The 24,842-nt window shown below is 66.8% G+C and carries 24 protein-coding genes and 1 pseudogene; 12 read left to right on the top strand and 13 right to left on the bottom strand.

What is annotated here, in order from left to right; translation table 11 throughout:
* Positions 1 to 498: 498 nt before the first annotated feature.
* The 11 genes and pseudogenes from argC to OC184_RS02750 all read right to left on the bottom strand — a co-directional run bounded on the left by argC (position 499) and on the right by OC184_RS02750 (position 13,074).
* Positions 499 to 1,416 carry an N-acetyl-gamma-glutamyl-phosphate reductase gene (gene argC, locus OC184_RS02800; RefSeq protein ID WP_265505662.1) on the bottom strand — a complete coding sequence of 306 codons (918 nt, stop codon included), beginning with the start codon at positions 1,414 to 1,416 and terminating at the stop codon, positions 499 to 501.
* Between the two features lie 64 nt (positions 1,417 to 1,480).
* On the bottom strand, positions 1,481 to 1,810 hold the full coding sequence (locus OC184_RS02795) for a DUF779 domain-containing protein (protein ID WP_265505661.1): 330 nt from the start codon (positions 1,808 to 1,810) through the stop codon (positions 1,481 to 1,483).
* Positions 1,807 to 2,859 (bottom strand): DNA topoisomerase IB, encoded by a 1,053-nt coding sequence (locus OC184_RS02790; protein WP_265505660.1) that lies wholly within the window; start codon positions 2,857 to 2,859, stop codon positions 1,807 to 1,809. The genes OC184_RS02795 and OC184_RS02790 overlap by 4 nt, the downstream gene beginning before the upstream one ends.
* Before the next feature lie 75 nt (positions 2,860 to 2,934).
* Positions 2,935 to 4,461 carry an aldehyde dehydrogenase gene (gene adh / locus OC184_RS02785; protein ID WP_265505659.1) on the bottom strand — a complete coding sequence of 509 codons (1,527 nt, stop codon included), beginning with the start codon at positions 4,459 to 4,461 and terminating at the stop codon, positions 2,935 to 2,937.
* Between the two features lie 125 nt (positions 4,462 to 4,586).
* A complete protein-coding gene (locus OC184_RS02780; protein ID WP_265505658.1) occupies positions 4,587 to 5,543 on the bottom strand; it encodes a GAF domain-containing protein in 957 nt (318 codons plus the stop codon).
* Positions 5,544 to 5,754: 211 nt separating this feature from the next.
* Positions 5,755 to 6,843, bottom strand: a pseudogene (locus tag OC184_RS02775) (ABC transporter ATP-binding protein); the annotation flags it as partial.
* A gap of 15 nt (positions 6,844 to 6,858) precedes the next feature.
* The gene (locus tag OC184_RS02770; protein ID WP_265505656.1) at positions 6,859 to 8,403 is read right to left on the bottom strand and encodes an alpha-amylase family glycosyl hydrolase; all 1,545 of its coding nucleotides are present in this window, start codon (positions 8,401 to 8,403) and stop codon (positions 6,859 to 6,861) included.
* A complete protein-coding gene (locus tag OC184_RS02765; protein WP_265505655.1) occupies positions 8,396 to 9,529 on the bottom strand; it encodes a carbohydrate ABC transporter permease in 1,134 nt (377 codons plus the stop codon). The genes OC184_RS02770 and OC184_RS02765 overlap by 8 nt, the downstream gene beginning before the upstream one ends.
* The gene (locus OC184_RS02760) at positions 9,529 to 10,524 is read right to left on the bottom strand and encodes a carbohydrate ABC transporter permease (protein ID WP_265505654.1); all 996 of its coding nucleotides are present in this window, start codon (positions 10,522 to 10,524) and stop codon (positions 9,529 to 9,531) included. Before OC184_RS02760 ends, OC184_RS02765 begins: the two co-directional genes overlap by 1 nt.
* A gap of 57 nt (positions 10,525 to 10,581) precedes the next feature.
* Positions 10,582 to 11,937, bottom strand: coding sequence for an ABC transporter substrate-binding protein (locus OC184_RS02755; protein WP_265505653.1), 1,356 nt, complete (start codon positions 11,935 to 11,937; stop codon positions 10,582 to 10,584).
* 78 nt (positions 11,938 to 12,015) lie between these two features.
* A complete protein-coding gene (locus OC184_RS02750) occupies positions 12,016 to 13,074 on the bottom strand; it encodes a quinoprotein relay system zinc metallohydrolase 2 (RefSeq protein WP_265505652.1) in 1,059 nt (352 codons plus the stop codon).
* Between the two features lie 136 nt (positions 13,075 to 13,210).
* On the opposite strand from OC184_RS02750, the gene pqqA reads away from it, so the two are divergent.
* The 11 genes from pqqA (at position 13,211) to OC184_RS02695 (ending at position 21,568) form a co-directional block, all read left to right on the top strand.
* Positions 13,211 to 13,303 carry a pyrroloquinoline quinone precursor peptide PqqA gene (pqqA, locus tag OC184_RS02745; RefSeq protein WP_111299049.1) on the top strand — a complete coding sequence of 31 codons (93 nt, stop codon included), beginning with the start codon at positions 13,211 to 13,213 and terminating at the stop codon, positions 13,301 to 13,303.
* A gap of 73 nt (positions 13,304 to 13,376) precedes the next feature.
* Positions 13,377 to 14,258 carry a pyrroloquinoline quinone biosynthesis protein PqqB gene (pqqB, locus tag OC184_RS02740; RefSeq protein WP_265505651.1) on the top strand — a complete coding sequence of 294 codons (882 nt, stop codon included), beginning with the start codon at positions 13,377 to 13,379 and terminating at the stop codon, positions 14,256 to 14,258.
* Positions 14,255 to 15,007 (top strand): pyrroloquinoline-quinone synthase PqqC, encoded by a 753-nt coding sequence (gene pqqC / locus OC184_RS02735; RefSeq protein WP_265505650.1) that lies wholly within the window; start codon positions 14,255 to 14,257, stop codon positions 15,005 to 15,007. The genes pqqB and pqqC overlap by 4 nt, the downstream gene beginning before the upstream one ends.
* Positions 15,004 to 15,297 carry a pyrroloquinoline quinone biosynthesis peptide chaperone PqqD gene (gene pqqD, locus OC184_RS02730; RefSeq protein WP_265505649.1) on the top strand — a complete coding sequence of 98 codons (294 nt, stop codon included), beginning with the start codon at positions 15,004 to 15,006 and terminating at the stop codon, positions 15,295 to 15,297. Before pqqC ends, pqqD begins: the two co-directional genes overlap by 4 nt.
* Positions 15,294 to 16,430, top strand: a complete 1,137-nt coding sequence (pqqE, locus tag OC184_RS02725) for a pyrroloquinoline quinone biosynthesis protein PqqE (protein ID WP_265505648.1) — start codon at positions 15,294 to 15,296, stop codon at positions 16,428 to 16,430. Before pqqD ends, pqqE begins: the two co-directional genes overlap by 4 nt.
* A gap of 4 nt (positions 16,431 to 16,434) precedes the next feature.
* A complete protein-coding gene (locus OC184_RS02720; RefSeq protein ID WP_265505647.1) occupies positions 16,435 to 17,214 on the top strand; it encodes a quinoprotein dehydrogenase-associated SoxYZ-like carrier in 780 nt (259 codons plus the stop codon).
* Between the two features lie 131 nt (positions 17,215 to 17,345).
* Positions 17,346 to 18,053, top strand: coding sequence for a response regulator transcription factor (locus tag OC184_RS02715; protein WP_265505646.1), 708 nt, complete (start codon positions 17,346 to 17,348; stop codon positions 18,051 to 18,053).
* Positions 18,053 to 19,213: an FIST N-terminal domain-containing protein gene (locus OC184_RS02710; RefSeq protein ID WP_265505645.1), complete on the top strand. Its 1,161-nt coding sequence runs from the start codon at positions 18,053 to 18,055 to the stop codon at positions 19,211 to 19,213. The genes OC184_RS02715 and OC184_RS02710 overlap by 1 nt, the downstream gene beginning before the upstream one ends.
* Positions 19,203 to 20,525, top strand: coding sequence for an ATP-binding response regulator (locus OC184_RS02705; protein WP_265505644.1), 1,323 nt, complete (start codon positions 19,203 to 19,205; stop codon positions 20,523 to 20,525). Before OC184_RS02710 ends, OC184_RS02705 begins: the two co-directional genes overlap by 11 nt.
* Before the next feature lie 87 nt (positions 20,526 to 20,612).
* Positions 20,613 to 21,224 (top strand): hypothetical protein, encoded by a 612-nt coding sequence (locus OC184_RS02700; RefSeq protein ID WP_265505643.1) that lies wholly within the window; start codon positions 20,613 to 20,615, stop codon positions 21,222 to 21,224.
* Positions 21,221 to 21,568, top strand: a complete 348-nt coding sequence (locus OC184_RS02695) for a hypothetical protein (protein ID WP_265505642.1) — start codon at positions 21,221 to 21,223, stop codon at positions 21,566 to 21,568. Before OC184_RS02700 ends, OC184_RS02695 begins: the two co-directional genes overlap by 4 nt.
* Here OC184_RS02695 and ubiB read toward each other — a convergent pair whose 3' ends face one another.
* Together ubiB and ubiE are read right to left on the bottom strand one after the other, a co-directional pair.
* The gene (ubiB, locus tag OC184_RS02690; protein WP_265505641.1) at positions 21,569 to 23,104 is read right to left on the bottom strand and encodes a 2-polyprenylphenol 6-hydroxylase; all 1,536 of its coding nucleotides are present in this window, start codon (positions 23,102 to 23,104) and stop codon (positions 21,569 to 21,571) included. It lies immediately after the preceding gene.
* A gap of 3 nt (positions 23,105 to 23,107) precedes the next feature.
* The gene (gene ubiE, locus OC184_RS02685) at positions 23,108 to 23,854 is read right to left on the bottom strand and encodes a bifunctional demethylmenaquinone methyltransferase/2-methoxy-6-polyprenyl-1,4-benzoquinol methylase UbiE (protein WP_265505640.1); all 747 of its coding nucleotides are present in this window, start codon (positions 23,852 to 23,854) and stop codon (positions 23,108 to 23,110) included.
* Between the two features lie 100 nt (positions 23,855 to 23,954).
* Here ubiE and mutM point away from each other — a divergent pair, with 100 nt between their 5' ends.
* Positions 23,955 to 24,800: a bifunctional DNA-formamidopyrimidine glycosylase/DNA-(apurinic or apyrimidinic site) lyase gene (gene mutM, locus OC184_RS02680; protein ID WP_265505639.1), complete on the top strand. Its 846-nt coding sequence runs from the start codon at positions 23,955 to 23,957 to the stop codon at positions 24,798 to 24,800.
* Positions 24,801 to 24,842: the final 42 nt, after the last annotated feature.

The raw sequence follows: 24,842 nt of genomic DNA, 5'->3' as shown, positions 1-24,842 counted from the left end.
CCACAGCCACGTCGTGACCATCCGAGGCGAGAGCTACAGACTGCGCAAGACACCAGCAACGTTCAGACCAAAATGGAGGGGGTCAGTTCCTCATGACGCCGAGGGGTCGGTTCCTGATGTCGTGTGACAGCTGTCGCTGATGTGGAGAGGGTTTCTGCCTCCGAAGGTGCGGCCTCCTGATCACCCTGCGGCTTTGTCTGTGAGTTGCCTTGCGGCTGGCCTTCTGGCTTCAGCCTCGCCGACCGTATTCGGCTGAATGCCGGTTAGGCATATCACGAGTGGACCTGGCCGCAGTCGCGACGTGAGGGTCGTGACCTGCAGCAGCCGGCTTCCAGCAGGGTCCCTTCCTTCCAGGGCGAAAGACCTTCAGGCGCAGCACCTTCACCAAGAGGGGCCCGATCTAGGTTCAGCGACAGCTGCTCGATACTTCGAGCATGACGTCTGCGCCAATGGATTGGCCGCGGACGTCATGTGAAAATATTGCTTCGAAGAAGGGGATCAGAGGCCCAGATCTTCGGGCAGCCCGAGCATGATGTTCAGGTTCTGGACAGCTGCGCCCGAGGCGCCCTTGCCCAGGTTGTCCAGTACCGCGACGACCAGTGCGCAGCCGGTGTCGTCCTCGCCATGGACGCTGATCCGCAACTGGTTCGAGCCGTTCAGCGCGGTCGGGTCGATGCGCGCGCCGATCTCCTCGGCGGTCGCCACCTCGACGAACTGCTGCCCGGCGTAATGGTCGGACAGCGCCTGGTGCAGCGCCGCCGCGCTGCGGTCGGCGTCCATGTGCAGCGGCAGCTGCACGGCCATGCCCTGTGCAAAATTGCCAACCGAGGGCGCGAAGACCGGCTGCACCAGCAGGCCGCCATGGGTCATGATTTCGGGGATGTGCTTGTGGCGCTGGTTCAGACCATAGACGAAATGCGCGGGCGCTGTGCCTCCCTCGTATTCGCCGATCAGCGCCTTGCCGCCGCCCGTATAGCCGCTGACCGCGTTGATCGACAGGGCCTCGCCTTCGTCGATGAGGCCGGCGGCGACAAGGGGCGCGACGATGGCGATTGCGCCGGTCGAATAGCAGCCGGGGTTGCTGACCAGACGGGCCGCGGCGATCATCTCGCGCATTTCGGCGGCCAGTTCGGGAAAGCCGAAGACCCAGTTCGGGTCGATCCGGTGCGCGGTCGAGGCGTCGATCAGGCGCACGTCCATGTCGGCCGTCAAGGCGACGGCCTCGCGCGCGGCGTCGTCGGGCAGGCACAGGATCGCCACGTCGGCTTCGGCAAAGGCTTCGGCGCGGGCCGACGCTTCCTTGCGTCGGGCGGGATCGACCTGCACCAGTCGGATGTCGTCACGTCCCAGCAGGCGTTCGCGGATCTGAAGCCCGGTGGTTCCGGCCTCGCCGTCGATGAAGACGCTGTGGGTCATGACATACCTCGCTTAATGGGTCGCGGCATGTCTAGCCGATTGCAAGCGACCTCACAACGGCGCTTCAGATGCTGCAGATCTCCGACCGGGTCAGGAAGCGCCGTTCCCGGCCGTTGTCCAGGCTGAACATGCCGCCGCGTCCGGGGACGACGTCGATGATCAGGTCGGTGTGCTTCCACGCTTCGTACTGGCTGGCCGAGATGTAGAAGGGGGCGCCACCGATCTCTCCCAGCTTGACGTCGCGGTCGCCCACCCGGAAATCTCCCTGCGGATAGCACATGGGTGACGATCCGTCGCAGCAGCCACCAGACTGATGGAACAGGACCGGGCCGTGATCGGCCACGATCTCGGCCAGAAGGTCCAGCGCCTGGGGGGTGGCGGTCACGGTTCTCATGCCTTCAATCTCCTCCTCAGGAACTTGAGGACCTGCTTTTCCTCGGGGTGCAGGTCGTCGTCCAGGCTTTCCTTGATCTCGCCCTGCAGGTCCAGCTTCAGGTCACTGGCCAGATAGGCCTCGATCACCTGCGGGTGGACGTAACATTTGCGGCAGATGGTCGGCGTGTTGCCAAGGCGGGCAGCGACGGCCTCGATCGCGTCGCGAACGTTGCGCTTGGCGGCGGCGTCGCTGTCGGCGCGTTCATATTCGGCCAGGGCCAGTGCGGCCAGCACGGTGCCCGTCCAGGTGCGGAAGTCCTTGGCGGTGATTCGCCGCCCGCTGATCCGGCGCAAATAGGCGTTCACGTCGGTCGAGGTGACCTGGTGGCGCTCGCCGTCCTCGTCCAGGTACTGGAACAGGTGCTGGCCGGGAATGTCCTGCGCCGCCTTGACGATGCGCGCCACGCGCCGGTCGCGCAGACCCAAGTCCCATTCTTTGCCGCCCTTGCCCTTGAAGCGAAAGCGCACCTCGTTGCCGTCGAAGGTGACATGGCGGTCGCGCAGGGTGGTCAGGCCGTGCGACTTGTTCTGTTTCGCATAATCGGCGTTGCCGACCCGGATCATGGTGTTTTCCAGCAGATAGACGATGGTCGCCAGCACCTTGTCCGCAGGCAGACCGCGCAACGACATGTCCTTGCGCACCCTTGCGCGCAGGCCGGGCAGCGCCTTGGCGAAATCGAACATGCGTTCGTACTTGGCACCGTCGCGGACCTCGCGGAAGGCGGGATGATAGCGGTACTGCTTGCGGCCCCGGTCGTCGCGACCGGTGGCCTGGATATGCCCGTTCGGATCCGGGCAGATCCAGACGTCGGTATAGGCCGGCGGAATGGCCAACGAGGCCAGCCGCTTGCGTTCGTCCTTGTCGCGGATCGTGCGGCCTTCGGCGTCGCGATAGGTAAAGCCCTTGCCGGCGCGGGCCCGCGTGATTCCCGGCATGTCGTCGTTGACGTAGACAAGGCCCGCGCTTTCGGCGGCGTCTTCGGGGTCGATGATGCTGTCCTTGGGCATGGGGCGATTCCGGCCATAGGTCGATCCGCCTCAACGCCGCTGGCCCCCCGCAGGTTGCGGGGGACCGCCGATGGCTCAGAAGAAGCCCAGCTTCTTCGGGCTGTAGCTGACCAGCATGTTCTTGGTCTGCTGATAGTGGTCCAGCATCATGCGGTGGTTTTCCCGCCCGATGCCCGACTGCTTATAGCCGCCGAAGGCCGCGTGGGCCGGATAGGCGTGATAGCAGTTGGTCCACACGCGGCCCGCCTGGATCGCGCGGCCAAAGCGGTAGCAGGTGTTCGCATCGCGCGACCATACGCCCGCGCCGAGGCCATAGAGCGTGTCGTTGGCGATCGACAACGCCTCGTCATGATCCTTGAAGGTGGTCACGGACACGACCGGGCCGAAGATCTCCTCCTGGAAGACCCGCATCTTGTTGTTGCCCTTCAGGACGGTCGGCTTGATGTAGTAGCCGCCCGACAGCTCGCCCCCGTGATCGGCGGCCTCGCCGCCGGTCAGCACCTCGGCGCCTTCCTTGCGGCCGATGTCGAAGTAGGAGAGGATCTTCTCCTTCTGCTCGCTGGACGCCTGCGCGCCGATCATCGTGGCGCTGTCGCGCGGGTCGCCCTGCACGATCGCCTCGACGCGCTTCAGCGCGCGCTCCATGAAGCGGTCATAGATCTTCTCGTGGATCAGGGCGCGCGAGGGGCAGGTGCAGACCTCGCCCTGGTTCAGCGCGAACATGACGAAGCCCTCGATCGCCTTGTCGAAGAAATCGTCGTCTTCGCGGCATACATCTTCGTGGAAGATGTTAGGCGACTTGCCGCCCAGTTCCAGTGTGACGGGAATCAGGTTTTCCGACGCATACTGCATGATCAGCCGGCCGGTGGTGGTTTCCCCGGTGAAGGCAATCTTGGAGATGCGTGGGTTCGACGCCAGCGGCTTGCCCGCCTCCAGGCCAAAGCCATTGACGACGTTCAGCACGCCTGGCGGCAGCAGGTCGGCGATCAGCTCCATGAACACCATGATGCTCGCAGGCGTCTGCTCGGCTGGCTTCAGCACCACGCAGTTCCCTGCGGCCAGCGCGGGAGCCAGCTTCCAGCAGGCCATCGTCAGCGGGAAGTTCCACGGGATGATCTGGCCCACTACACCCAGAGGCTCGTGGAAGTGATATGCGACCGTGTCGTGGTCAATCTCGCTGATGCCGCCTTCCTGCGCGCGCAGCGCACCGGCAAAATAGCGGAAATGGTCAACCGACAGCGGTAGATCGGCGGCCATCGTCTCGCGAATCGGCTTTCCGTTATCCCAGGTCTCCGCCGTCGCCAGCAGTTGCAGATTCTGCTCCATCCGGTCGGCGATCTTGTTCAGGATGTTCGAGCGTTCTGTGACGGAGGTCCGGCCCCAGGCTTCCTTGGCGGCATGGGCCGCATCCAGCGCCGCCTCGATGTCGTCGGCGTTCGAGCGGGCGATCTCGCCGATCTCGCCGCCGGTGATGGGGGTGGTGTTGGTGAAGTAGCGTCCGGACTTGGGTGCAACCCACTGGCCGCCGATGAAGTTGTCATAGCGGGCGGCAAAGGGCATCACGCCCACGCCCTTAAATTCATGCGTCTGGTCGTTCGGCATCTGGTCCTCCTCTCGATGTCCCGGACGCTCCCCTGTCCGGGTTGCCACAGGTGTCGGTCAGCACCTGATTCGAGGCAACGGGCTTTCCACGCCGCGCCGCAGAAGCTGTCTCAGGCGTGAGACAGTCAGCCGTGGTTTTCGCTGATCCCCAGCCGCGCCATGCGCCGATACATGGTCGCGCGCCCGATCCCCAATGCACGCGCGGCCGCCGAGACGTTGCCGTCGGCGCGCGCCAGCGCCCTGACGACGGCGGCGCGTTCGCCGCGATCAAAGCCCTGCAGATCGCCTTGGCGGCCCAGCAGGTCCGCTGCCGGACGCGGGCGCAGGCTGCCTTCACGCTCCAGCCCCAGGACACGGCGGGCGGCGCGGGTGGCGCCGATGGCCAGGTCGTCCTTGTCCACCGCCAGCAGCACCGCCTGGTCGGCATGATCGTCGGACGCGACCACGATCCGCGCCTGCGGAAAGCTGGACCGGAAGAACAGCGCCTCGATGGCGCGGGCGGTCTGCGCCACCTGCGCCCCGATCAGGCGGTTATAGCGTTCGGTCTGGTCGGCGCGTGCGCTGCTGACGTCCAGCGCCGCCAAGAGCCGACCGTCAGGCCCCCAGATCGGCGCGTCCATGCAGGACATGGCGGTATTGCGGGTGTGGAAATGTTCGTCGCGGTGGATGGTGACCTGCCGCCCCTCCACCAGGCAGGTGCCGATGCCGTTCGTGCCCTGCGCAGCCTCGGACCAGTCGGCCCCGCGCCACAGGCCCCAGTCGCGGAACTGCGCCGCGTCGCCGTCAGACACCCGCTGGTCCAGCACCACGCCCTGTGCGTCCGTCAGCAGCACGTTGCAGCCGGACAGCCCGACCAGATTGTAAAGCTGGTCGATCTGCGGCCCCGCGACATGCAGAAAGGCCGCCATCGCCTGATGCCGCTCGGCCAGTTCGGCGGCGGTCAGCCTGTCGGGCCTGCGTCGGTCCGCCGGGTCGAGCCCGTGCTTCAGCATCGAGCGGCGCCAGGAGGCCGCCAGGGCCGAGGTCGCGCGCGGCGATCGCGACTGTTCCGCCACCAGGTCGGCGTGGCTGCGTTGCGTCATGGTTCCCCCTCCCCAGGGCTGGCCCGACCATAGCAGATATCGGCGGCGGACAAGCTGCGAATTTCGTCGCAGCGTCCGGCTGTCAGCGCACCGGTCCCTCGGGCTTGATCAGCCCGTCCTCAATCCGGCCCTGGTCGTCATGCGGACCGGCAGGCGTGCTGCCGAGGCTGCCTGAGGGTGCCGCGGCGCGAACCTCGAATGGCGGCGGCGTGCCGTCGCGGTAAAGCAGCGACTGACCGTCGTGGAAAAGGTGCATCGCCTCGGGATCGGCGGTCAGCCTGACGCGACGGCCGTTCAGGCCCGGATGGATGCCCGGCAGCTTGGCGATGATCGGCACCGTCTCGGCGTTAGTCCCGAAATAGAGCAGCGTCACCTCTCCCAAGGCCTCGGTCAGATCGACCGAGCCTTCGAAGACCGCCGCGTCATCGGTCTCGCGCATGTCTTCGGGGCGAACGCCCAGGTTGACCTGCATCCCCTCGTCCCCCGGACGCGTGGGAACCGCCACCCGCGCCTCGAGGCCGCCGTCCAGCGCCACGGTGGTCATCTCTCCCGTGGCGGACACACGACCCGGCAGCAGGTTCATGGCAGGGCTGCCGATGAACTGCGCGACGAATTCGTTCACCGGGCGCTGGTACAGCTCCAGCGGCGCGCCCACCTGGGCGATGCCGCCGCCGGCCAGCACGACGATCCGGTCGGCCAGAGTCATCGCCTCGGTCTGGTCGTGGGTGACATAGATCATCGTGCGGTCGGGCATCGAGGCCTTCAGCTGCGCGATCTCGATCCGGGTCGCCACCCGCAACGCCGCGTCCAGGTTCGACAGCGGTTCGTCGAAGAGATACACCTTCGGGTCGCGCACGATGGCGCGCCCGATGGCCACCCGCTGACGCTGGCCGCCCGACAGCGCCTTGGGCAGGCGGTCCAGGTAGGGCGTCAGCTGCAGCATCCGGCCCGCTCGGTCTGTCGCCTCGCGGATCTGGTCCTTGGACTGCCCGGCGATCTTCAGGGCGAAGGCCATGTTGTCGCGCACCGTCATGTGGGGATAGAGCGCGTAGGACTGGAACACCATCGCGATGCCGCGCTGGCTGGGCGGGATGTCGTTCATCACCTGCCCGTCGATCTCCAGTGTGCCGCCGGTGATCTGCTCCAGCCCCGCGATCATGCGCAGCAAGGTGGATTTCCCGCAGCCGGAAGGGCCGACAAAGACGATGAATTCGCCGGACCGGATGGTCAGGTTGATGTTTCGCAACACGTTCACGTCGCCATAGGACTTGGCGACATCCGTCAGTCTCAGATCGGCCATTCGCGGTTTCCTCCCCTACCCTTCGATGATCTGCACCTGCCATGGCGCCAGCCCGCCCGCGTCGTCGTCCGACAGGTTGGCCCGGATCAGCAGGCTCTGGCGGTCGTCGGTGCGCCTGAAGGACAGCACCGGCCCCTCTGCCGTGATGTCGGTCATGTCGCCCTCGCGCAGCGCGCTGTGCTTGCGCCGCAGGCCGATGGCCCACCGATAGTGGTGCAGCATGGACTGGGCGTCGGCCTCTTGCGCGACGACCGTGCGCTGCAGGTGGACATGCGGCACCGGCAGCCAGGGCTGGCTGGTCGAGAAGCCGCCGTTCACCCCCATGTCCCAGACCATCGGCGTCCGGCAGCCGTCGCGGCCCTTGAACTCGGGCCAGAACTCGATGCCGTAAGGATCGCGCAGGTCGTCGAAGCGCAGCTCCGCCTCGGGCAGGCCCAGCTCTTCGCCCTGGTAAAGACAGACGGCGCCGCGCAGGCACATCAGCACCGTGGCATAGGCCTTGGCGGCCTGGTCGGTGAGGTTCCAGCGGGTGATGTGGCGCACGACGTCATGGTTCGACATGGCCCAGCACGGGCAGGCGTTCGGCGCCGTCCGGTGCAGCTGGTCGAACACCTCGGCGATGCGTGCGGCCCGAAGGTCGTCGCCCGACAGGAAGTCGAAGACATAGGACATCTGCACGCGCCCCGGTCTGCCGGTATATTCCTCCAGCAGTTCCAGCGCGCGTTCGCTGTCGCCAATTTCGCCCACGACGGCGGCGCCATAGGGCGCGATCGCCTGATAGAAGCGTTCGAGGAACGCAATGTTCTGGGGCTGAGACTTCGAGAACCGGTGGCTCTGGTGATTGTAGGGATTCACGCGGGGCGCGGTGTCGGCGCGGCGCAGCTCGGGCGCAAGCGGCGGGTTGTCGCGCAGCTGGTCGTCGTGGAAATAGAAGTTGATCGTGTCCAGTCGGAAGCCGTCCACGCCCTTTTCCAGCCAGAAGCGCGCCATCTCCAGCAGCGCGTCCTGAACCGCCGGGTTGTGGAAGTTCAGGTCCGGCTGCTGGGTCAGGAAGTTGTGCAGGTAGTACTGTTCGCGGCGCGCGTCCCAGTGCCAGGCACTGCCGCCGAAGATCGACAGCCAGTTGTTCGGCGGCGTCCCGTCGGGTTTGGGATCGGCCCAGACATACCAGTCGGCCTTGGGGTTGTCCCTGGACGCGCGGCTTTCCTTGAACCAGGGGTGCTGGTCAGACGTGTGCGACATCACCAGGTCGATCATCACCTTCAGCCCCAGATCATGGGCGCTGGTCACGAGCCAGTCGAAATCGTCCATCGTCCCGAACAGCGGGTCGATGCCGCGATAGTCGCTGACGTCATAGCCGAAGTCCCGCATCGGAGAGGTGAAGAAGGGCGAGACCCAGACCGCATCCACGCCCAGTGACGCGACATAGGGCAGCCTCTGCGCGATTCCGGCCAGATCGCCGATCCCGTTGCCCGTCGTGTCCTGGAAACTGCGCGGATAGATCTGGTAAATGATCCCGCCCCTCCACCAATCCGTCGTCGTTGCCGTCAATTCATCCACCTTTCACCGACCCGGCCAGCAATCCGCGGACCAGGTATTTCTGCATCGCGAAGAACACGAGCAGGGGAACGGCTATCGAGATAAAGGCGGAAGTTGCAAGGATCTCCCATTCACCTCCACGCGATCCCATCAGTTCGCGAAGAAGGCCAGTCATGACAAGCTGTTCGCGGGTATTGCCCAGGAAGACCGTGGCCACCAGCAGGTCGTTCCAGACCCACAGGAACTGGAAGATCGCAAAGCTGGCCAGCGCCGGGAAGGACAGCGGCAGGATGATGCGGCGGAAGATCTGGAAGTCGGTCGCGCCGTCCACGCGGGCAGATTCGATGATCTCGCGCGGCAGGCCTACCATGTAGTTGCGCAGAAGATAGACGGCCAGCGGCAGGCCGAAGCCGGTATGGGCCAGCCAGATGCCGATGTACCCCTTGCCGATGCCCAGGTCATTGTGCAGCCGCAGCAGCGGGATCAGCGCCACCTGCAGCGGCACGACCAGCAGGCCGACGACCGCGGCAGTCAGAAGGGCACGGCCCGGAAACTGCATCCAGGCCAGCGCATAGGCCGCGAAGGCCGCGATCAGGATGGGGATGACGGTCGCCGGGATCGTCACCGTCATCGTGTTCATGAAGGCCCGGCCCAGACCGCCCGCCGTCAGTACCCGGCCATAGTTCTCGGTCGTAAACTCGGGCGGCGAGATGGTGGTCGTGAAGATCCGCTCGCCCCGCGACAACTCGAACGGCTCGGCCGAGGTCATGCGATAGGTGCCCTCCTCGGTCACGGTCAGCTGGATGCCGTCGTCGATCTCGGTCGTGTCGCCGGGCTGGAACTCGGCCGGCTGGCGTGCGCCGGTGCCCCAGGCGGACAGCTCTTGCGAGCCCTCGACCACGCTGCCCTCGATCACGTAGACGCCGTCCTGCTGGACCTGGTCGTCGGCCGTTCCCGACCGGACAAAGCCGGTCTGTTCGGAGCCGGAAAACGACTGCCACCACCCCGAGGTCGAGATCTGGTCACGGTCGCGGAACGACGACACGAACAGCCCCAGCGTCGGGATCGTCCACAGCAGCACCAGCAAAAAGGCCGCCAGATTGACCGCCCAAGCCAGCGACGATTTCTGTCCCGCCATGCCTTCCATCAGCGCACCTCCTTGCGGGCGTTCCAGATGTTCCAGACCATGATCGGCGTGACCAGGATCATCAGCACGATGGCGATCGCCGATCCCCGCCCATAGTCGGGCGTGCCGCGGAACATCCAGTCATACATCAGGTTGGCCAGCACCTGCGTGCCCCACTGCCCGTTGGTCATCACGAAGACGATGTCGAAGACCTTCAGCACGACGATGGTGATGGTGGTCCAGACGACCGCGATGGTGCCCATGATCTGCGGAACCTTGATCTTGAAGAACACCTGCAGCGGGCTGGCGCCGTCCAGGATCGCGGCCTCGATGGTTTCTTCCGGGATGCCGCGCAGGGCGGCCGACAGGATCACCATCGCAAAGCCCGTCTGGATCCAGACCAGCACGATCATCAGGAAGAAGTTGTTCCAGCCGGGCAGGGTCAGCCAGATCTGCGGCTCTCCTCCGAACTGGGTGACGATCCAGTTCAGAAGACCGATCTGCGTTTCTCCGGCGGCGCGGTATTCATAAATGAACTTCCAGATGACGCCCGCACCGACAAAGCTGATCGCCATCGGCATGAAGATCAGCGACTTGCCGATGTTGCCCCATTTGATGCGGTCGGTCAGCTGCGCCGCCAGCAGGCCGAACAGCGTCGACAGCGCCGGCACGACCAGCAGCCACAGCATGTTGTTCAGCATCGATTCCTGGAACTTGTCGTCGCCCAGCAACCACAGATAGTTGTCGGCGCCGACGAATTGCGCCCCGTCAGAGTTGAACAGGGACCGCCACAGGCTGTCCAGCACAGGATAGACCAGGTACATCGTCAGGAACACGATCGCCGGCCCCAGAAACAGCCAGGGCCTGATCTGGTTGGCACGGCGGATGTTGTCGCCCGCCCGATCGCCCCTGGGCGGGTAGATCTTGTCAAGGATCCAGTTCGATCCCCAGAACCACGCCACGCAGCCGAAGACCCCGATGGCGATCGTGCTGATGGCCAGCCAGAACAGCTCCATCCCTTCCCCCTCCCTTGTCGGATGACGGCGCGGCGCCGACGCCGCGCCGATGCGCGATCAGTTCAGCGATGCCCAGGTGTCCTGGATCTGGTCGGCTACCTCCTGCGCGGACGACCCGCCGACAAAGTCGATCATCCCGGTCCAGAACGCCCCGGCGCCGATGGCCCCCGGCATCAGGTCGGACGCGTCGAAGCGGAACACGGTCGCATCCAGAAGGATCTGGCCCATGCGGCGCACGGTCTCGTCGCCATAGGCTTCGGGGTTGGCGCCGGTATGCGGCGTCAGGAAACCCTGCTGCGCCATCCAAATCTCGTGTGCGGCGGGAGTCTTCAGGAAGTCGATGAAGGCCAGCGCGGCCGGATTGTCCGAAAGCACCGCAAACATCGTCCCGCCGCCCAGCACCGGCTGACCTAGATCGCCCGATTCAGGTGCCGGCAGATAGAAAAAGTCAGCGTCCTGCCCGACCTCGGTCCCTTCAGGGAAGAAGGTGGGGATGAAGCTGGCCTGGCGGTGCATGTAGCAGGACGGCGGGAATTCAAACAGACCCGCCGGGCTTTCGCGGAAATCGGTCGAGGTGACGGCGCCGGTGCCGCCGGACACGAAGTCGGGGTTCTTGGCGAACCAACCGAATTCCTCGATCGCGTTCACCACGACCGGGTCGTTGAAGGGCATCTCGTTCGTGACCCACTGGTCGTACTGTTCCGGCGTGGCCGTGCGCAGCATCAGGTCCTCGACCCAATCGGTCGCGGGCCAGCCGGTCGCGCCGCCCGATCCCAGTCCGATGCACCAGGGCGTCTCGCCCTCCTCGGCGATCTGCTCGGTCAGGGCCTTCAGTTCCTCGTAGGTTTCTGGGATTCCGTATCCGGCATCTTCGAAGTTCTCGGGGACATACCAGACCAGCGACTTCACGTCGGCCTTGTAAGGGAAGGCATAGAGATGCTCCTCACCCTCGGGGCCCTCATAGGTGCCAAGCTCGGCCCAGCTTTCGCCGGCGGCATAGTTCTCGCGCAGCCACTGCGCCGTGTCGTCGCCGAGCGGGCGCAGGAACCCCTTCGCGGCAAGGTCGGCAGCCAGACCCGGCTGCGGAAAAACCGCGACGTCCGGGGGCGACCCAGCCTCGCTGTCGATGACGATCTGCTGTTCAAAGCTGTCGGAACCGGAATACTGCGCCTCGGCGCCGGTCACCTCGTTGAAATAGGCCAGCACCGACATGAACAGCTCCTGGTCGCCGCCCAGCCACGGTCCGAGGATGTTGAAGCTCTGCCCCTCCAGGTCGGGATGGGCGGCGGCGAATTCGTCAAGGCTGGCCCAGTTGATGCGGTCGTCGCTACCCGGCTCGATCACCAGCTGCGCCTGCGCGATGCCGGTGGTCAGGGCAAGGACTGCGGCGGTCGTGAACAATGTCGTTTTCAAGTCTTCCTCCCTCGATGGTCCGGGACTTCAGGCCCCGGTTGCTTGCGCCCGCATGACAGACAGGCGCGTCAGATCAGGTCATTCCCATTCCAGTTCCTGAAAGGCGACCGTCGCGTCCCGTGCCACCGTCGCCTCAAAGGAAGTCCAATCCTTCTTCAACGGTTCCAATGCCTTGGCGATCGCGGGCACGGCCGAGGACATCGGCTGCCCGGAATCGACGGTCTTGCGCGTCTCGGCCGCCAGGGCATTCAGGAACATCCGCTGCGGTCCGGACGCCTCGGCCCAGGAACCGGCCACCGCGCCATGGCCCGGTACGATCAAGCGTGCCCCGGCGGCGGGGTCGCTGTCCAGCCATTCCAGCCAGCCCCTCAGCGATCCATCGACGACCGGGGTCAGTTCCCGGAACAACAGGTCGCCCGCAAAGAAGGTCGCCGTCTGCCGGTCGAAGACGGTCAGATCGTTTTCGGTATGCGCCGTGGGCCAAGCCCGCAGATCCAGCACCCTGTCGCCCAGGTCGATCTGCATCCGGCCGTTGACCACCGCGTCCGGCAGCACGACGCGGGTCCCCACCCATTCGGCCGGAGGATAGAGGTCCGCAAGATTGGCCAGGTATGCACCGCCGCGCCCCTCCAGCGCCTGCGGCAGCGCGTGGTGGCCCAAAATTTGGGCCCCCGCTTCGGCAAAGACGGCCGCGCCGAAGCTGTGGTCGGGGTGCATGTGCGTGATGATCAGATGGCTGATCGGCTTGTCGATGATCCGCCGGAGGGCCGTGTAAAGCGCCTGCCCCTCGGCCCGAGAGACGCCGGCATCGATCACCGCCACGCTGTCGCGGCCGACGACGACGCCCAGGTTGGCGATGCGGCCGTCGGCGCTGTCCTCCATCTGCAGGCTTTCGCCCAGGCTGACGAAGACACCGGGCGCGACCGCCTGCAGCTCTGATGCCGGCAGGTCCGCATTCGCCCGGCATGCAGGCGTCCCGCCCGTCAGGTCGGGATGCGCGCCCAGCCAATCGCCGGCGATTCGCCCTGCCTTTTCCAGGCACGCCTGCTGCGACGCGGCATCGCCCTGAGGCAGCAGGACATCCGCGCAGTCATCGGGCGCCGAGGCAAGGCAGACTGCCAGGATCAGGTGAAACATCGCAGAATCGCCTCTTTTCGATGTGCTCGATCACGCAGTTGCGACCTTTGTCGGGTTGATTCATCCTGCCCCTGAACTAAATTCGAATCCAGTCGCCTTCTTATCCTGGCGCAAACGGCATGTAGGAGGAGAACACATGGCCTGGACCAAACCGACCCTGACCGAGATCGCCTGCGGCATGGAAATCAACATGTACGCCCCCGCCGAGGACGAGCCCGTCCTGTTCTGAGCCTTGTCGGACAGATAAGGCCACGGCTCCGTCCGATTTGATCGGGCGGGGCCTTTTTCGTCAGGAAGAACCGATGCGGATCATCATCCTCGGGGCGGCGGCGGGCGGCGGCCTGCCGCAATGGAACTGCGGCTGCGGCAACTGCAATGCCGCGCGTGCAGGCCGCATCCCGTCGCTGACCCAAAGCTCGATCGCCGTCAGTCCCGACGGGACCAACTGGGCGGTCCTGAACGCTTCGCCCGACATCCGGGCGCAGCTGGCGGCGACGCCCGCCCTGCATCCGACGGGGCCGCGCGACGTTCCGCTGCGCGCGGTCCTGGTCACGAACGGCGATATCGACCACGTGGCTGGGCTGCTGACGTTGCGCGAAAGCCAGCCCTTCGACCTGCTGGCCACCGCGGCCATCCACGACGCGCTGGCGGCCAACCCGATGCTGGGGGCCGTGCATCCGCAATTCGTGCCCCGCCGCATCGTGTCGCTGGACCAGACGGTCGAGCTGGTTCCCGGCCTGACCGCCACCCTGTTTGCCGTGCCGGGCAAGGTGCCGCTCTACCAAGAGGGTGAGGTGGTCGAGACAGGCCTTTTGGGCGAAAACACCGTCGGGGTGGAGTTGCGCGCCAATGGCCGCCGGGCGCTCTATATTCCCGGCTGCGCGGATCTGCCTGACTGGCTGCTGGACCGGATCGAGGGCGCCGACGCGCTGATGTTCGACGGCACGCTGTGGGACGACGATGAGATGATCTGCATGGGCCTCGGACGCAAGACCGGCCGCCGGATGGGGCACATGCCGGTCACCGATACGATGCCCGCATTGGCCGGTGCGACGGTTGGGCAGCGCATCTTCGTGCACATGAACAATTCGAACCCGCTGACCGACCCGGCCAGCCCGCAGGCCGCCGACGCGGCCCGCCAGGGCTGGCAGGTCGCCTGCGACGGAATGGAGATCACGTTGTGAAGGACATCCAGGGAACCGCCCAATCGCGCGACGATTTCGAAGCCCGGCTGCGCGCCATCGGGGCCGAGCGGTATCACGACCGCCACCCGTTCCACGCCCGGCTGCATGGCGGCCAGTGCAGTCCCGACGAGGTTCGGGCCTGGGTCATCAATCGCTGGATGTACCAGTCGCGCATCCCGATGAAGGACGCAGCCTTCATGAGCCGGGTCGAAGACCCCGCCCTGCGTCGCGCCTGGCGCAAGCGGATCGAGGATCATGACGGCGGCACGTCCGAGGGGGGCGGCATCCGCCGCTGGCTTGCGCTGGCCGAGGCCGTGGGGCTGGACCCCGACTATGTCGCCAGCGGCGCGGGCATCATGCCGGCGACGCGCTTCGCGGTGGAGGCCTATGTCCGCTTCGTGCGTGACATGCCGCTTCTGGACGCGGTCGCCGCCAGCCTGACCGAACTGTTCGCGCCCAAGATCCACGCGCAGCGGATCGAGGGGCTGCTGGCGCATTACGATTTCGCCGACGACAGCAGCCTGTCCTATTTCAGGAAGCGCCTGACCGAGGCGCCCGAGGACGTGAAGTTCGGCCTCGATTACGTGCTGAACCACGCCGACACCCTGGAAAAGCAGGATGCGGCGGCGGCGGCGCTGACCTTCAAGACGGACGTGCTGTGGGCGCAGCTTGACGCGCTGTGGCACGGCTATGTCGAAGGCAACATCCCGCCCGGCGCCTGGCGCCCCGGAGAGGGGATGCGCGCATGACCCCGCTGATCGAGGCCCACGACGTCCCCTACCTGCCCCGCGGCGTCAGGCTGCAAGCCGACCGCGTGCGCGGCATACGCGTCCTGCAGGCCCCCGAACGCGCTATGCAGCTGGACCAGATCGGAGAGGCGATCCTGTCGGAACTGGACGGTCGCCGCAGCATGGAGGCGATCGTGTCGGACCTGGCCGCGCGCTATCAGGCGCCGGCCGACCAGATCGCCGGCGATGTGCGGGACTTCCTGTCCGGCCTGATCGAGCGCCGGATGGTCTTCGTGAAGGACACGACATGAAGGACCTGGCCCAGCAGCCCCGCGACTTGGACGGCAACCCCGTCACCCCCGGCCTGCCGATGGCGATGCTGGCCGAGGTGACGCACCGCTGTCCGCTGGCCTGCCCCTATTGCTCGAACCCCGTTGAACTGGTGCGCGCGCAGTCGGAAATCGGCGCCGATGACTGGGGCCGCGTCTTTCGGCAGGCGGCCGACCTGGGCGTGCTGCAGGTCCACATTTCGGGCGGGGAACCCGGGGCACGGCGCGACCTGGCGCAGATCGTGGGCCACGCGCGGGACGCGGGACTTTACGTGAACCTGATCACCTCGGGGATCGGGATCACCAAGGCCCGGCTGGAGGAGCTGGACCGCGCCGGCGTCGACCATGTGCAGCTGTCCCTGCAGGGCATCCGTCCCGACATGGCCGACCGGATCAGTGGCCATCCGGGGTCTTGGGACAAGAAGATGGGCTTTGCCGACTGGGTGACCGAGATCGGCTTTCCCCTGACCATCAACGCCGTCGTCCACCGCCAGAACATGGAACGCTTGCCCGACATGATCGCGCTGGCCGAACGGCTGGGCGCGCGACGGATCGAGGTGGCGACCGTCCAGTTCCACGGCTGGGCCGACCTGAACCGCGCCGCGCTGATGCCGACGCGCGAACAGGCGGGTTTTGCGCGACAGGTGGTAAACGACGCCCGCATCCGCCTGCGCGGGCGGATGGTGATCGACTTCGTGCCCGCCGACCACCATGCCATCTATCCCAAGGCCTGCATGGGCGGCTGGGGCAGCACGGGCCTGAACGTCGGCCCTAACGGCACGGTCCTTCCCTGCCACGCGGCGCAGTCGATCAAGTGGATGCAGTTCGAGAACGTGCAGGAGCGGAGCCTTTCCGACATCTGGCACCTGTCCGACAGCTTCAACGCCTTCCGCGGCACGTCGTGGATGCCGGAACCCTGCGCCAGCTGCGAACGCAAGACCGTCGATTTCGGCGGCTGCCGTTGCCAGGCGATGGCGCTGGCGGGTGATGCACGGGCGACCGACCCGGTCTGCTCAAAATCGCCTCTGCGGGATCAGGTCGTGGCGGGCGCCGAGGAGGACGCGGCCGCCACGACGGCAGACTTCATCTATCGGAGGATGAAAAAGGGAGGATAAGAGGATGAAACTCTGGCTGACCCTTGGCGCGGTCCTGCTGGCCGCGCCGGCCTTGGCGCAAGACAACCCCCTGCAGCCGTCGCCGACATGGGACGACCTGCGCGTTTCGGTCATCGGCTTGGACAACGAGCCGCCTGTGGACCCAGGCGTGCTGGACCTCGATGCGCCCATGCGGGCGCATGAGGCGGCGATCGTGCCCATCCACCTGACCCAGCCTGCCGATGCCCCTGCGGTCGAGGCGCTGACCCTGGTCATCGATGAAAACCCGGCCCCCGTCGCCGCCGAATACACCTTCGGCGATTCGCTGATGCCGCTGGATTTCGAGGTTCGCGTCCGCGTCGACAGCTATTCCGACGTGCGCGCCATCGCCACGCAGGCCGACGGCGCCACCGTCATGGCCGGGCGCTTCGTCAAGGCGGCGGGCGGCTGTTCGGCCCCTGCCGGCAAGGACATGGCCGCGGTCGAAAGCACCATGGGCCAGATGCGCTGGCGCACGGCGCAGGACGGCGACCGCACCATCGGCACGCTGATGATCCGGCACCCGAACTTCTCGGGCCTGCAGCGCGACCAGGTCACGCTGCTGAACATTCCGGCCCATTTCATCGACCGGCTGGAGGTGCGCCAGGGGGACGATCTGCTGTTCACCATGGCGGCGGGGATTTCGGTCAGCGAAGACCCGGTCTTCCGCTTCGCCTATGACCCGAACGGACAGCCCGTCCATGTTCATGTCGAGGACACCGAGGGCAACGTCTGGGATCAGACCTTCACAGCCGTCAGCGGTTGACGCTCAAGCGGCATCTTGTCCCCATCCGACCTTCGTCGCAGCAACGCGCTTGCTTTACCGGCAACCGTCCCTAAACTGTCACATGCGACCGCATCTGAGGAGGGGCGGGCGCCGAGAGAGGGAGGAATGCCATGACCGCAGTCGCCATGCAGGCGCGTCCCGTGTCGTCACCGCGACCCACCGCAGACCAGGTCCGCGAGATCCTGATCGTGGACGACCATCCGCTGATGTGCGACGCGCTGGCGCTGACGCTGAAGATCAGCTTCGGCCTGAAGAACGTCCGGACAGCTCGAAGCCTGGCCGCGGCGGTGGACCAGATCCGCATGCAGGGCGCGCCCGATGCGGTCATCCTGGACCTGAACTTACCCGACGCCCGGGGGGCCGAGGGGATCGTGACGCTGCGCCGGCAGCTGCCCGGCGTGCCGATCACCATGATCTCGGCCGACCTGGAAGGCGCGATGATCTCGGCCGCGATGGCGGCGGGGGCGCAGGGCTATATCAGCAAGTCTCTGTCGCGAGAGGCGCTGGTCGACAGCCTGCGCCGTATGTGGGACGGCGAACATGTCACCCCCGACTGCTATGACCCTGCCCGGGACGACACCGGCGACGAGGCCAAGGCCGAACTGGCCCGCCGCTTCGCCACGCTGACGCCGCAGCAGATGAAGATCCTGCGGCTGATCTGCCAGGGCAAGGCCAACAAGGAGATCAGCTACGAGCTGTCCATCGCCGAGGCCACGGTCAAGACCCACATCACGGCGATCATGTCCAAGATCAACGCGCGCCGCCGCACGCAGGCGGTGCTTCTGGCGAATTCGGTCCGGCTGTTCGAGGCCGGTTAATGAATACCGGCCCGGCGGCGAAGGAGGGCGCATCCGGACCGGTTGCTGTGCAGGCCGACCGCGGTGGGGCCGATCTGGTCCCGACCCTGCTGGACGGCCTGCGCGGCACCAATCCCGCGCTCGTGCTGCTGTTTGGCGCCAAGGGCGAAGCACTGGCCGCGCTGCACGAGGCGCTGGCGGCCGGGCTTCCGGCCGATTGCATCATCGTCGGCTGCTCGTCGGCCGGTGAGATCGGGCCGGGCGGCTATTCCACCGACAGCGTGGTTGCGATCGGGTTTCCGGTGCGCCATTTTCGCGCCAAGACGCTGACCTTGCCCGATCTTGCGTCGCTGCCGGTGTCGGACTGGATGTCGCGCCTGCGGGCGATGCACCGGGACTTCGGCGCCGATCCCTCGCGCCGGCTGTTCGGCCTGCTGCTGGTCGACGGGCTGGCGGGCCAGGAGGATGCACTGGTCGCGACATTGGATGCGGCCCTTCCCTCGGTCCCGGTCATCGGCGGGTCTGCGGGCGACGGTCTGGATTTCCGACACACATCGCTGCTGGCCGAGGGGCAGGTCCGGTCGAACATCGCGGTTTTCGTCCTGGTCGAGACCGACCTCGACATCACCGAAGTTACCTTCGCGCATTTCAGCCCCACGCCGACGCGCGCGGTCGTCACCTCCGCCATTCCCGAAAAGCGCCGGATTCTGGAATTGAACGCGGAACCGGCGGCCGATGAATATGCCCGTCTGACCGGCCTGCCCCGCACATCGCTGACTCCGACCGAGTTTGCGCGCCACCCGCTGCTGCTGCGCATGGGACGGCGCCACCACGTCCGCGCGATCAGCGCGATCACCGATGACGGTGGGCTGTCGCTGATGTCCGCGATCGACACCGGCACCGTCCTGACCCTGGGCCGGGCCGAGGACATGACACGCGGCTTCGCCGAGGCGCTCGAGGCGCTGCCCAGGCCGCCGCTGATGGTCCTGGCCTTCGACTGCATCCTGCGCCGCCTGGCGCTGGAGCGGGCGGGCCTGATCGGCTGCATGTCCGACATCTATCGCCGCCACCGCGTCGCGGGGTTCAACACCTATGGAGAACAGCACAGCGGCATGCACGTGAACCAGACCTTCGTCGGCCTGGCCTTCATGGATCCGGGCGGGGCTGGCGATGCTGCGTGACGATGATCCGCCGGCCCGGCAGATCGAGAAGCTGACCAGGATCAACCAGGTGCTGATCGACCGCATCGACCGGCTGGAGGAGTCGCGCGGCTCGGCCTGGTCGATGTTCCAGGCTGCCGTCGCGCTTGAGCAGGAGGTCCTGGCCCGCACGCGCGACCTGGAACGCGCCATGGCCGACCTGTCGCAGAGGAACCGCGAACTGGCCGTCGCCCGCGCTGCCGCCGAAGAGGCGAACCGGTCGAAGACCCGCTTCCTGCGCGCGGCCAGCCACGATCTGCTGCAGCCCCTGTCGGCCGCACGGCTGTTCCTGTCGGCGCTGGCCGATACGCGGATGGACGAACACCAGGCCGAACTGACGGACCGGCTTGGCAGCGCCTTCGAATCGGTCGAACAGCTGATGCATGCGGTTCTGGACATCTCTCGGCTCGACAGCCAGCGGATCGAGTTCAACCGCCAGCCCGTCGCGCTGGACGACCTGTTTCGCCGACTGGCCGCCGAATTCGCCCCCTTGGCCGAGGCCAAGGGTTTGCGGCTGACCTTCATGCCCACCGGCAACGTCGTTGAAAGCGACCCGATCTTCCTGCGCCGCATCGCGCAGAACCTGGTATCGAACGCCATCAAGTACACGCAGCGCGGCGGCGTCGCGGTGGGCGCGCGGCGCCGGGGCGGGATGTGCTGGCTGTGCGTCTATGACACCGGGGTGGGCATTCCCGCCGTGGACCGCAACCGCATCTTCGATGAGTTTCAGCGCCTGTCCAGCGATGCTGCCACGCCCGGCATGGGGCTGGGGCTGTCGATCGTGCGCCGCGCCTGCGCCAAGCTTGGCCATCCGCTCAGCCTGAACTCCGAGGCAATGCGCGGCACCGCGTTCCGCGTCGGCCTGCCGCTGATCGACGGCGGACCCGATCCGGCGCTTCGGACGGTCGACGTGGCGATGCTGGCGTTGCGCGGACGTGTGGCTCTGGTGGTCGAGAACGACTCCGACATGCGCCGCGGATACGAGATGATCCTGCGCGACCGCCTTGGCATGGTGCCCCGCATCGCCGGCGACACGGCCGAGGCACTGGCCACCATGGGCGAAGAGCCGCCGGACGTGATCCTGGCGGACTATCACCTTGAGAACGGAGAAACCGGCTTTGCCGCCGTCGAGGCGTTGCGGGCAGCCTCGGACCGGCCGGTGCCGGCGGTGATGATCACCGCGCATCGCGACCCGGCCATCGCCCGCGTCTGCGCCGCGATGGACGTGCACCTTCTGGAAAAGCCCGTCCGACCGACCGAGCTGGCCGACATGCTGGGCCGCCTGATGGCCTAAGACCAAGGGAGGATGCGTCTCCTGGCGGGGCTTGCGCCGGGGGCGGCACCACGCATCATGCCCCCGGAGAATTTGGGAGGACCTGAGATGAAACGCGCCATTGCAGCCTGCTGGCTGGGACTTGCCACCCTGTCGCCGCTGCCCGTCCTGGCGGCCGAGGCCGGCGACGCCGTCTTCGCCGAACGCGGCCCCTGGGACCTGGGCGACGACCGGCTGGACTATCGCATGACGGTCGAGGGTCCCGCCGCCGAGGGCTTCAGCCCCACCGCCGATGGCGCCCTGATCCTGGCCGAAGGGGTCGACCCCAGCGACGGGCAGCCGGTGCTGGAACTGACCCAGACGACCGAAAGCCGTGATCGCAAGATCGGGCCGTTCCCGATCTCGGGCGGCGATCCGGTGCTGACCTTCTTTCTGGAACAGACCGCGCGGGACATGGCGACGCTGACCGGCGGCAGCCCGCACTATATCCGCAACCGGATGAAGGACGCGCTGTTCCGCGGCGGAGAGATCGCGCACGACGGTGATGTCACCACCGCCACCTTCCACCCGTTCGAGGAGGACCCGAACGCCGAGCGCATGAACGGCTTTCAGTCCCTGACCCTGACCTTCGTGATGGGCGATCCCACGGACCCGATCCGAGAGTTGCGCGCCGACACCGGGGACACGCCCGGCTATCGCAACGAACTGGTGCTGGAATGACCCGCCCGCTTCGGGCGGCCTCGCTGGCGGTGCTTGCGCTGCTGGCGGCGCCGGTCCATGCGCAGGCCGTCAATGACTATCCGACCAATGCGCGCGCCGAATACGTCTTCGCCTGCATGGCGGCGAACGGCCAGACGCGCGACATGCTGGACCGCTGTTCCTGCGCGATCGACCGCATCGCCGAGGTGCTGCCCTACAAGGATTACGTCAGCGCCGAGACCGTGCTGCGGATGCGCCAGACGACGGGCGAGCGTTCGGGCATGTTCCGGGGCATGGCCGCGCTGACGGAAACCGTCGCCACCCTGCGCCGGGCCGAGGCCGAGGCCGAGATCCTCTGCTTCTGATCAGGCCAGCGCCAGCCCGATTCCCGTGCCTGCCGCCAGCGCCAGAACGGTGACAAGCCACAGCGGCAGGGCGGGGCGCGGCTGGATCAGGGTCAGGCGCGCCTCCTCGGGGTGGGCGCGCTCCCACAGCATCTGTTCGACGATGGCGGGCAGCAGCGGTCCGAAGCGGCCGACCGTCTGCGCCACATGGGTCAGGTCGGTCAGGGCGGCCTTGGGACCGACGCCCGCCTTGATATAGTCCGAGACGACGGGCTTGGCGGCTTCCCAGATGTTCAGCTGCGGGTCCAGCGACCGGGCCACGCCCTCGACCACGACCATGGTGCGCTGCAGCAGGATCAGCTCGGTCCGGGTGGGCATGCCGAAACGCTCGGTCACCTCGAACAGGTAGGACAGCAGGTTGGCCATGCTGATGCGGCTGGCATCGGCACCGAAGATCGGTTCGCCCACAGCGCGCAGTGCGCGGGCGAAGGCGGCCTCGTCGCGGTCGCGGGGGACGTAGCCCGCCTCGAAATGGACGCGGGCCACCATGCGGTAATCGCGCTGGATGAAGCCATAGATGATCTGCGCATAGACCCGTCGGGTATAGTCGTCGATCTCTCCCATGATGCCGAAGTCATAGGCGATGATGTTGCCGTTCGCGGCCACCTTCAGGTTGCCGTGATGCATGTCGGCATGGAAGAACCCGTCGCGCAGGGCATGGGACAGGAACAGCTGGATCACCCGGCGGGCCAGGTCGGTCACGTCGTGGCCCGCCGCGATCAACGCGTCGCGGTCGCCCATTGGCAGCCCCTCGGCCCAGTCGGCGGTCAGCACCCGGCGGCTGGACAGGGTCCAGTGCGGCAGCGGCACCTGGAAGCCCGTGTCGCGGGCCGTGTTCTCGGCGAATTCAGACGCGGCGGCGGCTTCGAGGCGCAGGTCCTGCTCGCCGGTGACGGTCTGTTCGAAATGGCGCACGACATCGCGCGGCCGCAGGCGGCGGGTCGAGGGCGACAGGATCTCGATCAGGCGGGCGCCGAAGTGGAAGGCGTCGATGTCGCGCTTGAAGGCGGGGCCGATGCCGGGGCGCACGACCTTGACGGCAACCTCGCGCCCCGTTTCCCGCACGCGAGCGCGATGGACCTGGGCAATGGATGCCGCCGCGACGGGTTCCGAGAATTCCGAGAACAGCTGATCGACCGGGGCGCGCAGTTCCAGGGCCACGGCCTCTTTCGCGACATGCGTCGGGAAGGGCGGCAGGCGGTCCTGCAGCATCCGCAGCTGCCCCGCAAGTTCCGGCCCCACCACGTCGGCGCGGGTCGAGAGGATCTGCCCGAACTTGATGTAGGCCGGCCCCAGCGCGGTGATCGCCCGCGTGATCGGCGGCAGCGACGGGTCGCCGCGATAGCCCAGCCAGCGGAACGGCCAGCCCAGCACGCGCGCCGCCAGCCGCAGACGCACGGGCGCATCGACCGCATCCAGGACAGCGGCCATGGCGCCCGTCCGTTCGAACGTGGCGCCGGTGCGGATCAGCCGCAGGATGTTGTGTGGGCCGCGCACGCGTCAGAGCTTCCAGCCGGAATGCAGCGCGGCTATGCCCATCGACAGGTTGCGCCACTGCACGCGGTCGAAGCTTGCGTCGCGGATCATCTGGGCGAACGTCTCCTGGTCGGGGAAGCGGCGGATCGATTCGACCAGATACTGATAGCTGTCGCGGTCGCCCGTCACCGCCTGCCCCATCGCCGGGATCACGTTGAAGCTGTAGCGATCATAGGCCCATTGCATGGCGGGGACCGGGATCTGGCTGAACTCCAGCACCATCAGCCGGCCGCCGGGACGCAGGACGCGATAAGCCTCGGACAAAGCATCGGGGATCCGTGTCACGTTGCGAATGCCGAAGCTGATCGTATAGCGGTCGAAGCTGTTGTCAGCGAAGGGCAGCGCCATGGCGTCGCCGGTGACCCAAGACAGGCGGTCGGCCTTTGCGGCGGCCTCGGCACGCTTTCGCCCCTCGACCAGCATGGATTCGGTCATGTCGCAGACGGTGACGCGGCCCTGCGGCGCGCGGTCCAGGAACCGGAACGCCACGTCGCCGGTGCCGCCCGCCACGTCCAGAAGGTGCTGCCCGTTGCGCGGCGCCAGCCAGTCCATCAGCGCCGTCTTCCAGATGCGGTGGATGCCCACGCTCATCAGGTCGTTCATGACGTCGTAACGCGATGCGACGCTGGAGAAGACCTGATGCACCATTCCGGCCTTCTGATCCTCGTCCACGGTCTGGAAGCCGAAATGGGTCTGTCTGCTGTCCGTCATGCGCTTGCCGTTTGCCTGTTCCATTGCCAGATATGTCCGGCCTGCCGTGGGCACAATGACCGCGATGCACCCTGGGTGCAATGCGACGAAAGGGAACCCCGTGCCAGAACTGCCCGAAGTCGAAACCGTCCGCCGCGGACTGCTGCCCCATCTGGAGGGCGCGCGCATCGCGCGGGTCGAGGTCCGCCGACCGGACCTGCGCTGGCCGATGCCGGTGGACCTGGTGCAGGTGCTGACGGGCGCGACCGTGACGCAGCTGCGGCGCCGGTCGAAATACCTGCTGGCGGATCTGGACCGGGGCGGGACGGTCCTGTGGCACCTGGGCATGTCGGGCCGGATGCTGGTCGAGGGTGCGGGGCTGGCGGGCTTTCACCGCGACCCCGGCATCATCGCGCGTCACGACCATGTGGTGCTGACGACCCAGGCCGGGACGACGATCACCTTCAACGACGCCCGCCGCTTCGGCATGGTGGACCTGATCCGCGAAGGAACCAGCCACCCGCTGCTGGACCACCTGGGGCCCGAACCCTTCGATGCAGCCTTCACGCCCGCTTATCTGGCCGCGGCCTTTGCCGGGCGCCGGGTGCCGGTCAAGCAGGCGCTGCTGGACCAGCGGATCGTGGCGGGGCTGGGCAACATCTATGTCAGCGAAGCGCTGTGGCGGGCGGGGATCGATCCGCGCCGGGCGGCAGGACGAATCGGCGCCGCCCGAATTGCCGCGCTGGTGGGCCACATCCGCGATGTCCTGGCAGACGCGATCGCCGCCGGCGGATCGTCGCTGCGCGACCACCGGCAGGCCAGCGGAGAGTTGGGCTATTTCCAGCACAGCTTCCGCGCCTATGACCGCGAAGGCCAGCCTTGCCTGCGCGACGGATGCGGCGGAACGCTGCGCCGGATCGTGCAGTCGGGGCGGTCCAGCTTCTGGTGCCCGGGCTGCCAGCGCTGAACCCTTGGATTTTTGCGCGCCGTGCTGCTAGGAGTCGCAGCC

The sequence above is a fragment of the Paracoccus rhizosphaerae genome, assembly GCF_026162645.1.
GTDB lineage: Bacteria > Pseudomonadota > Alphaproteobacteria > Rhodobacterales > Rhodobacteraceae > Paracoccus > Paracoccus rhizosphaerae.
Note: the sequence above shows the minus strand (reverse complement) of the source record. Positions and strands in the feature narration are given on the sequence as shown.

Bases quoted from the DNA above. Each gene is read 5' to 3' on its own strand.
- OC184_RS02715 (WP_265505646.1), top strand. From the start codon at position 17,346: ATGACCGCAGTCGCCATGCAGGCGCGTCCCGTGTCGTCACCGCGACCC.
- OC184_RS02765 (WP_265505655.1), bottom strand. From the start codon at position 9,529: ATGGAAGGCATGGCGGGACAGAAATCGTCGCTGGCTTGGGCGGTCAAT.
- OC184_RS02700 (WP_265505643.1), top strand. From the start codon at position 20,613: ATGAAACGCGCCATTGCAGCCTGCTGGCTGGGACTTGCCACCCTGTCG.
- OC184_RS02790 (WP_265505660.1), bottom strand. From the start codon at position 2,859: ATGCCCAAGGACAGCATCATCGACCCCGAAGACGCCGCCGAAAGCGCG.
- OC184_RS02710 (WP_265505645.1), top strand. From the start codon at position 18,053: ATGAATACCGGCCCGGCGGCGAAGGAGGGCGCATCCGGACCGGTTGCT.
- OC184_RS02750 (WP_265505652.1), bottom strand. From the start codon at position 13,074: ATGTTTCACCTGATCCTGGCAGTCTGCCTTGCCTCGGCGCCCGATGAC.
- OC184_RS02695 (WP_265505642.1), top strand. From the start codon at position 21,221: ATGACCCGCCCGCTTCGGGCGGCCTCGCTGGCGGTGCTTGCGCTGCTG.
- pqqE (WP_265505648.1), top strand. From the start codon at position 15,294: ATGAAGGACCTGGCCCAGCAGCCCCGCGACTTGGACGGCAACCCCGTC.
- pqqD (WP_265505649.1), top strand. From the start codon at position 15,004: ATGACCCCGCTGATCGAGGCCCACGACGTCCCCTACCTGCCCCGCGGC.
- argC (WP_265505662.1), bottom strand. From the start codon at position 1,416: ATGACCCACAGCGTCTTCATCGACGGCGAGGCCGGAACCACCGGGCTT.
- OC184_RS02705 (WP_265505644.1), top strand. From the start codon at position 19,203: ATGCTGCGTGACGATGATCCGCCGGCCCGGCAGATCGAGAAGCTGACC.
- OC184_RS02780 (WP_265505658.1), bottom strand. From the start codon at position 5,543: ATGACGCAACGCAGCCACGCCGACCTGGTGGCGGAACAGTCGCGATCG.
- pqqA (WP_111299049.1), top strand. From the start codon at position 13,211: ATGGCCTGGACCAAACCGACCCTGACCGAGATCGCCTGCGGCATGGAA.
- OC184_RS02760 (WP_265505654.1), bottom strand. From the start codon at position 10,524: ATGGAGCTGTTCTGGCTGGCCATCAGCACGATCGCCATCGGGGTCTTC.
- adh (WP_265505659.1), bottom strand. From the start codon at position 4,461: ATGCCGAACGACCAGACGCATGAATTTAAGGGCGTGGGCGTGATGCCC.
- ubiE (WP_265505640.1), bottom strand. From the start codon at position 23,854: ATGACGGACAGCAGACAGACCCATTTCGGCTTCCAGACCGTGGACGAG.
- pqqB (WP_265505651.1), top strand. From the start codon at position 13,377: ATGCGGATCATCATCCTCGGGGCGGCGGCGGGCGGCGGCCTGCCGCAA.
- OC184_RS02795 (WP_265505661.1), bottom strand. From the start codon at position 1,810: ATGAGAACCGTGACCGCCACCCCCCAGGCGCTGGACCTTCTGGCCGAG.
- OC184_RS02720 (WP_265505647.1), top strand. From the start codon at position 16,435: ATGAAACTCTGGCTGACCCTTGGCGCGGTCCTGCTGGCCGCGCCGGCC.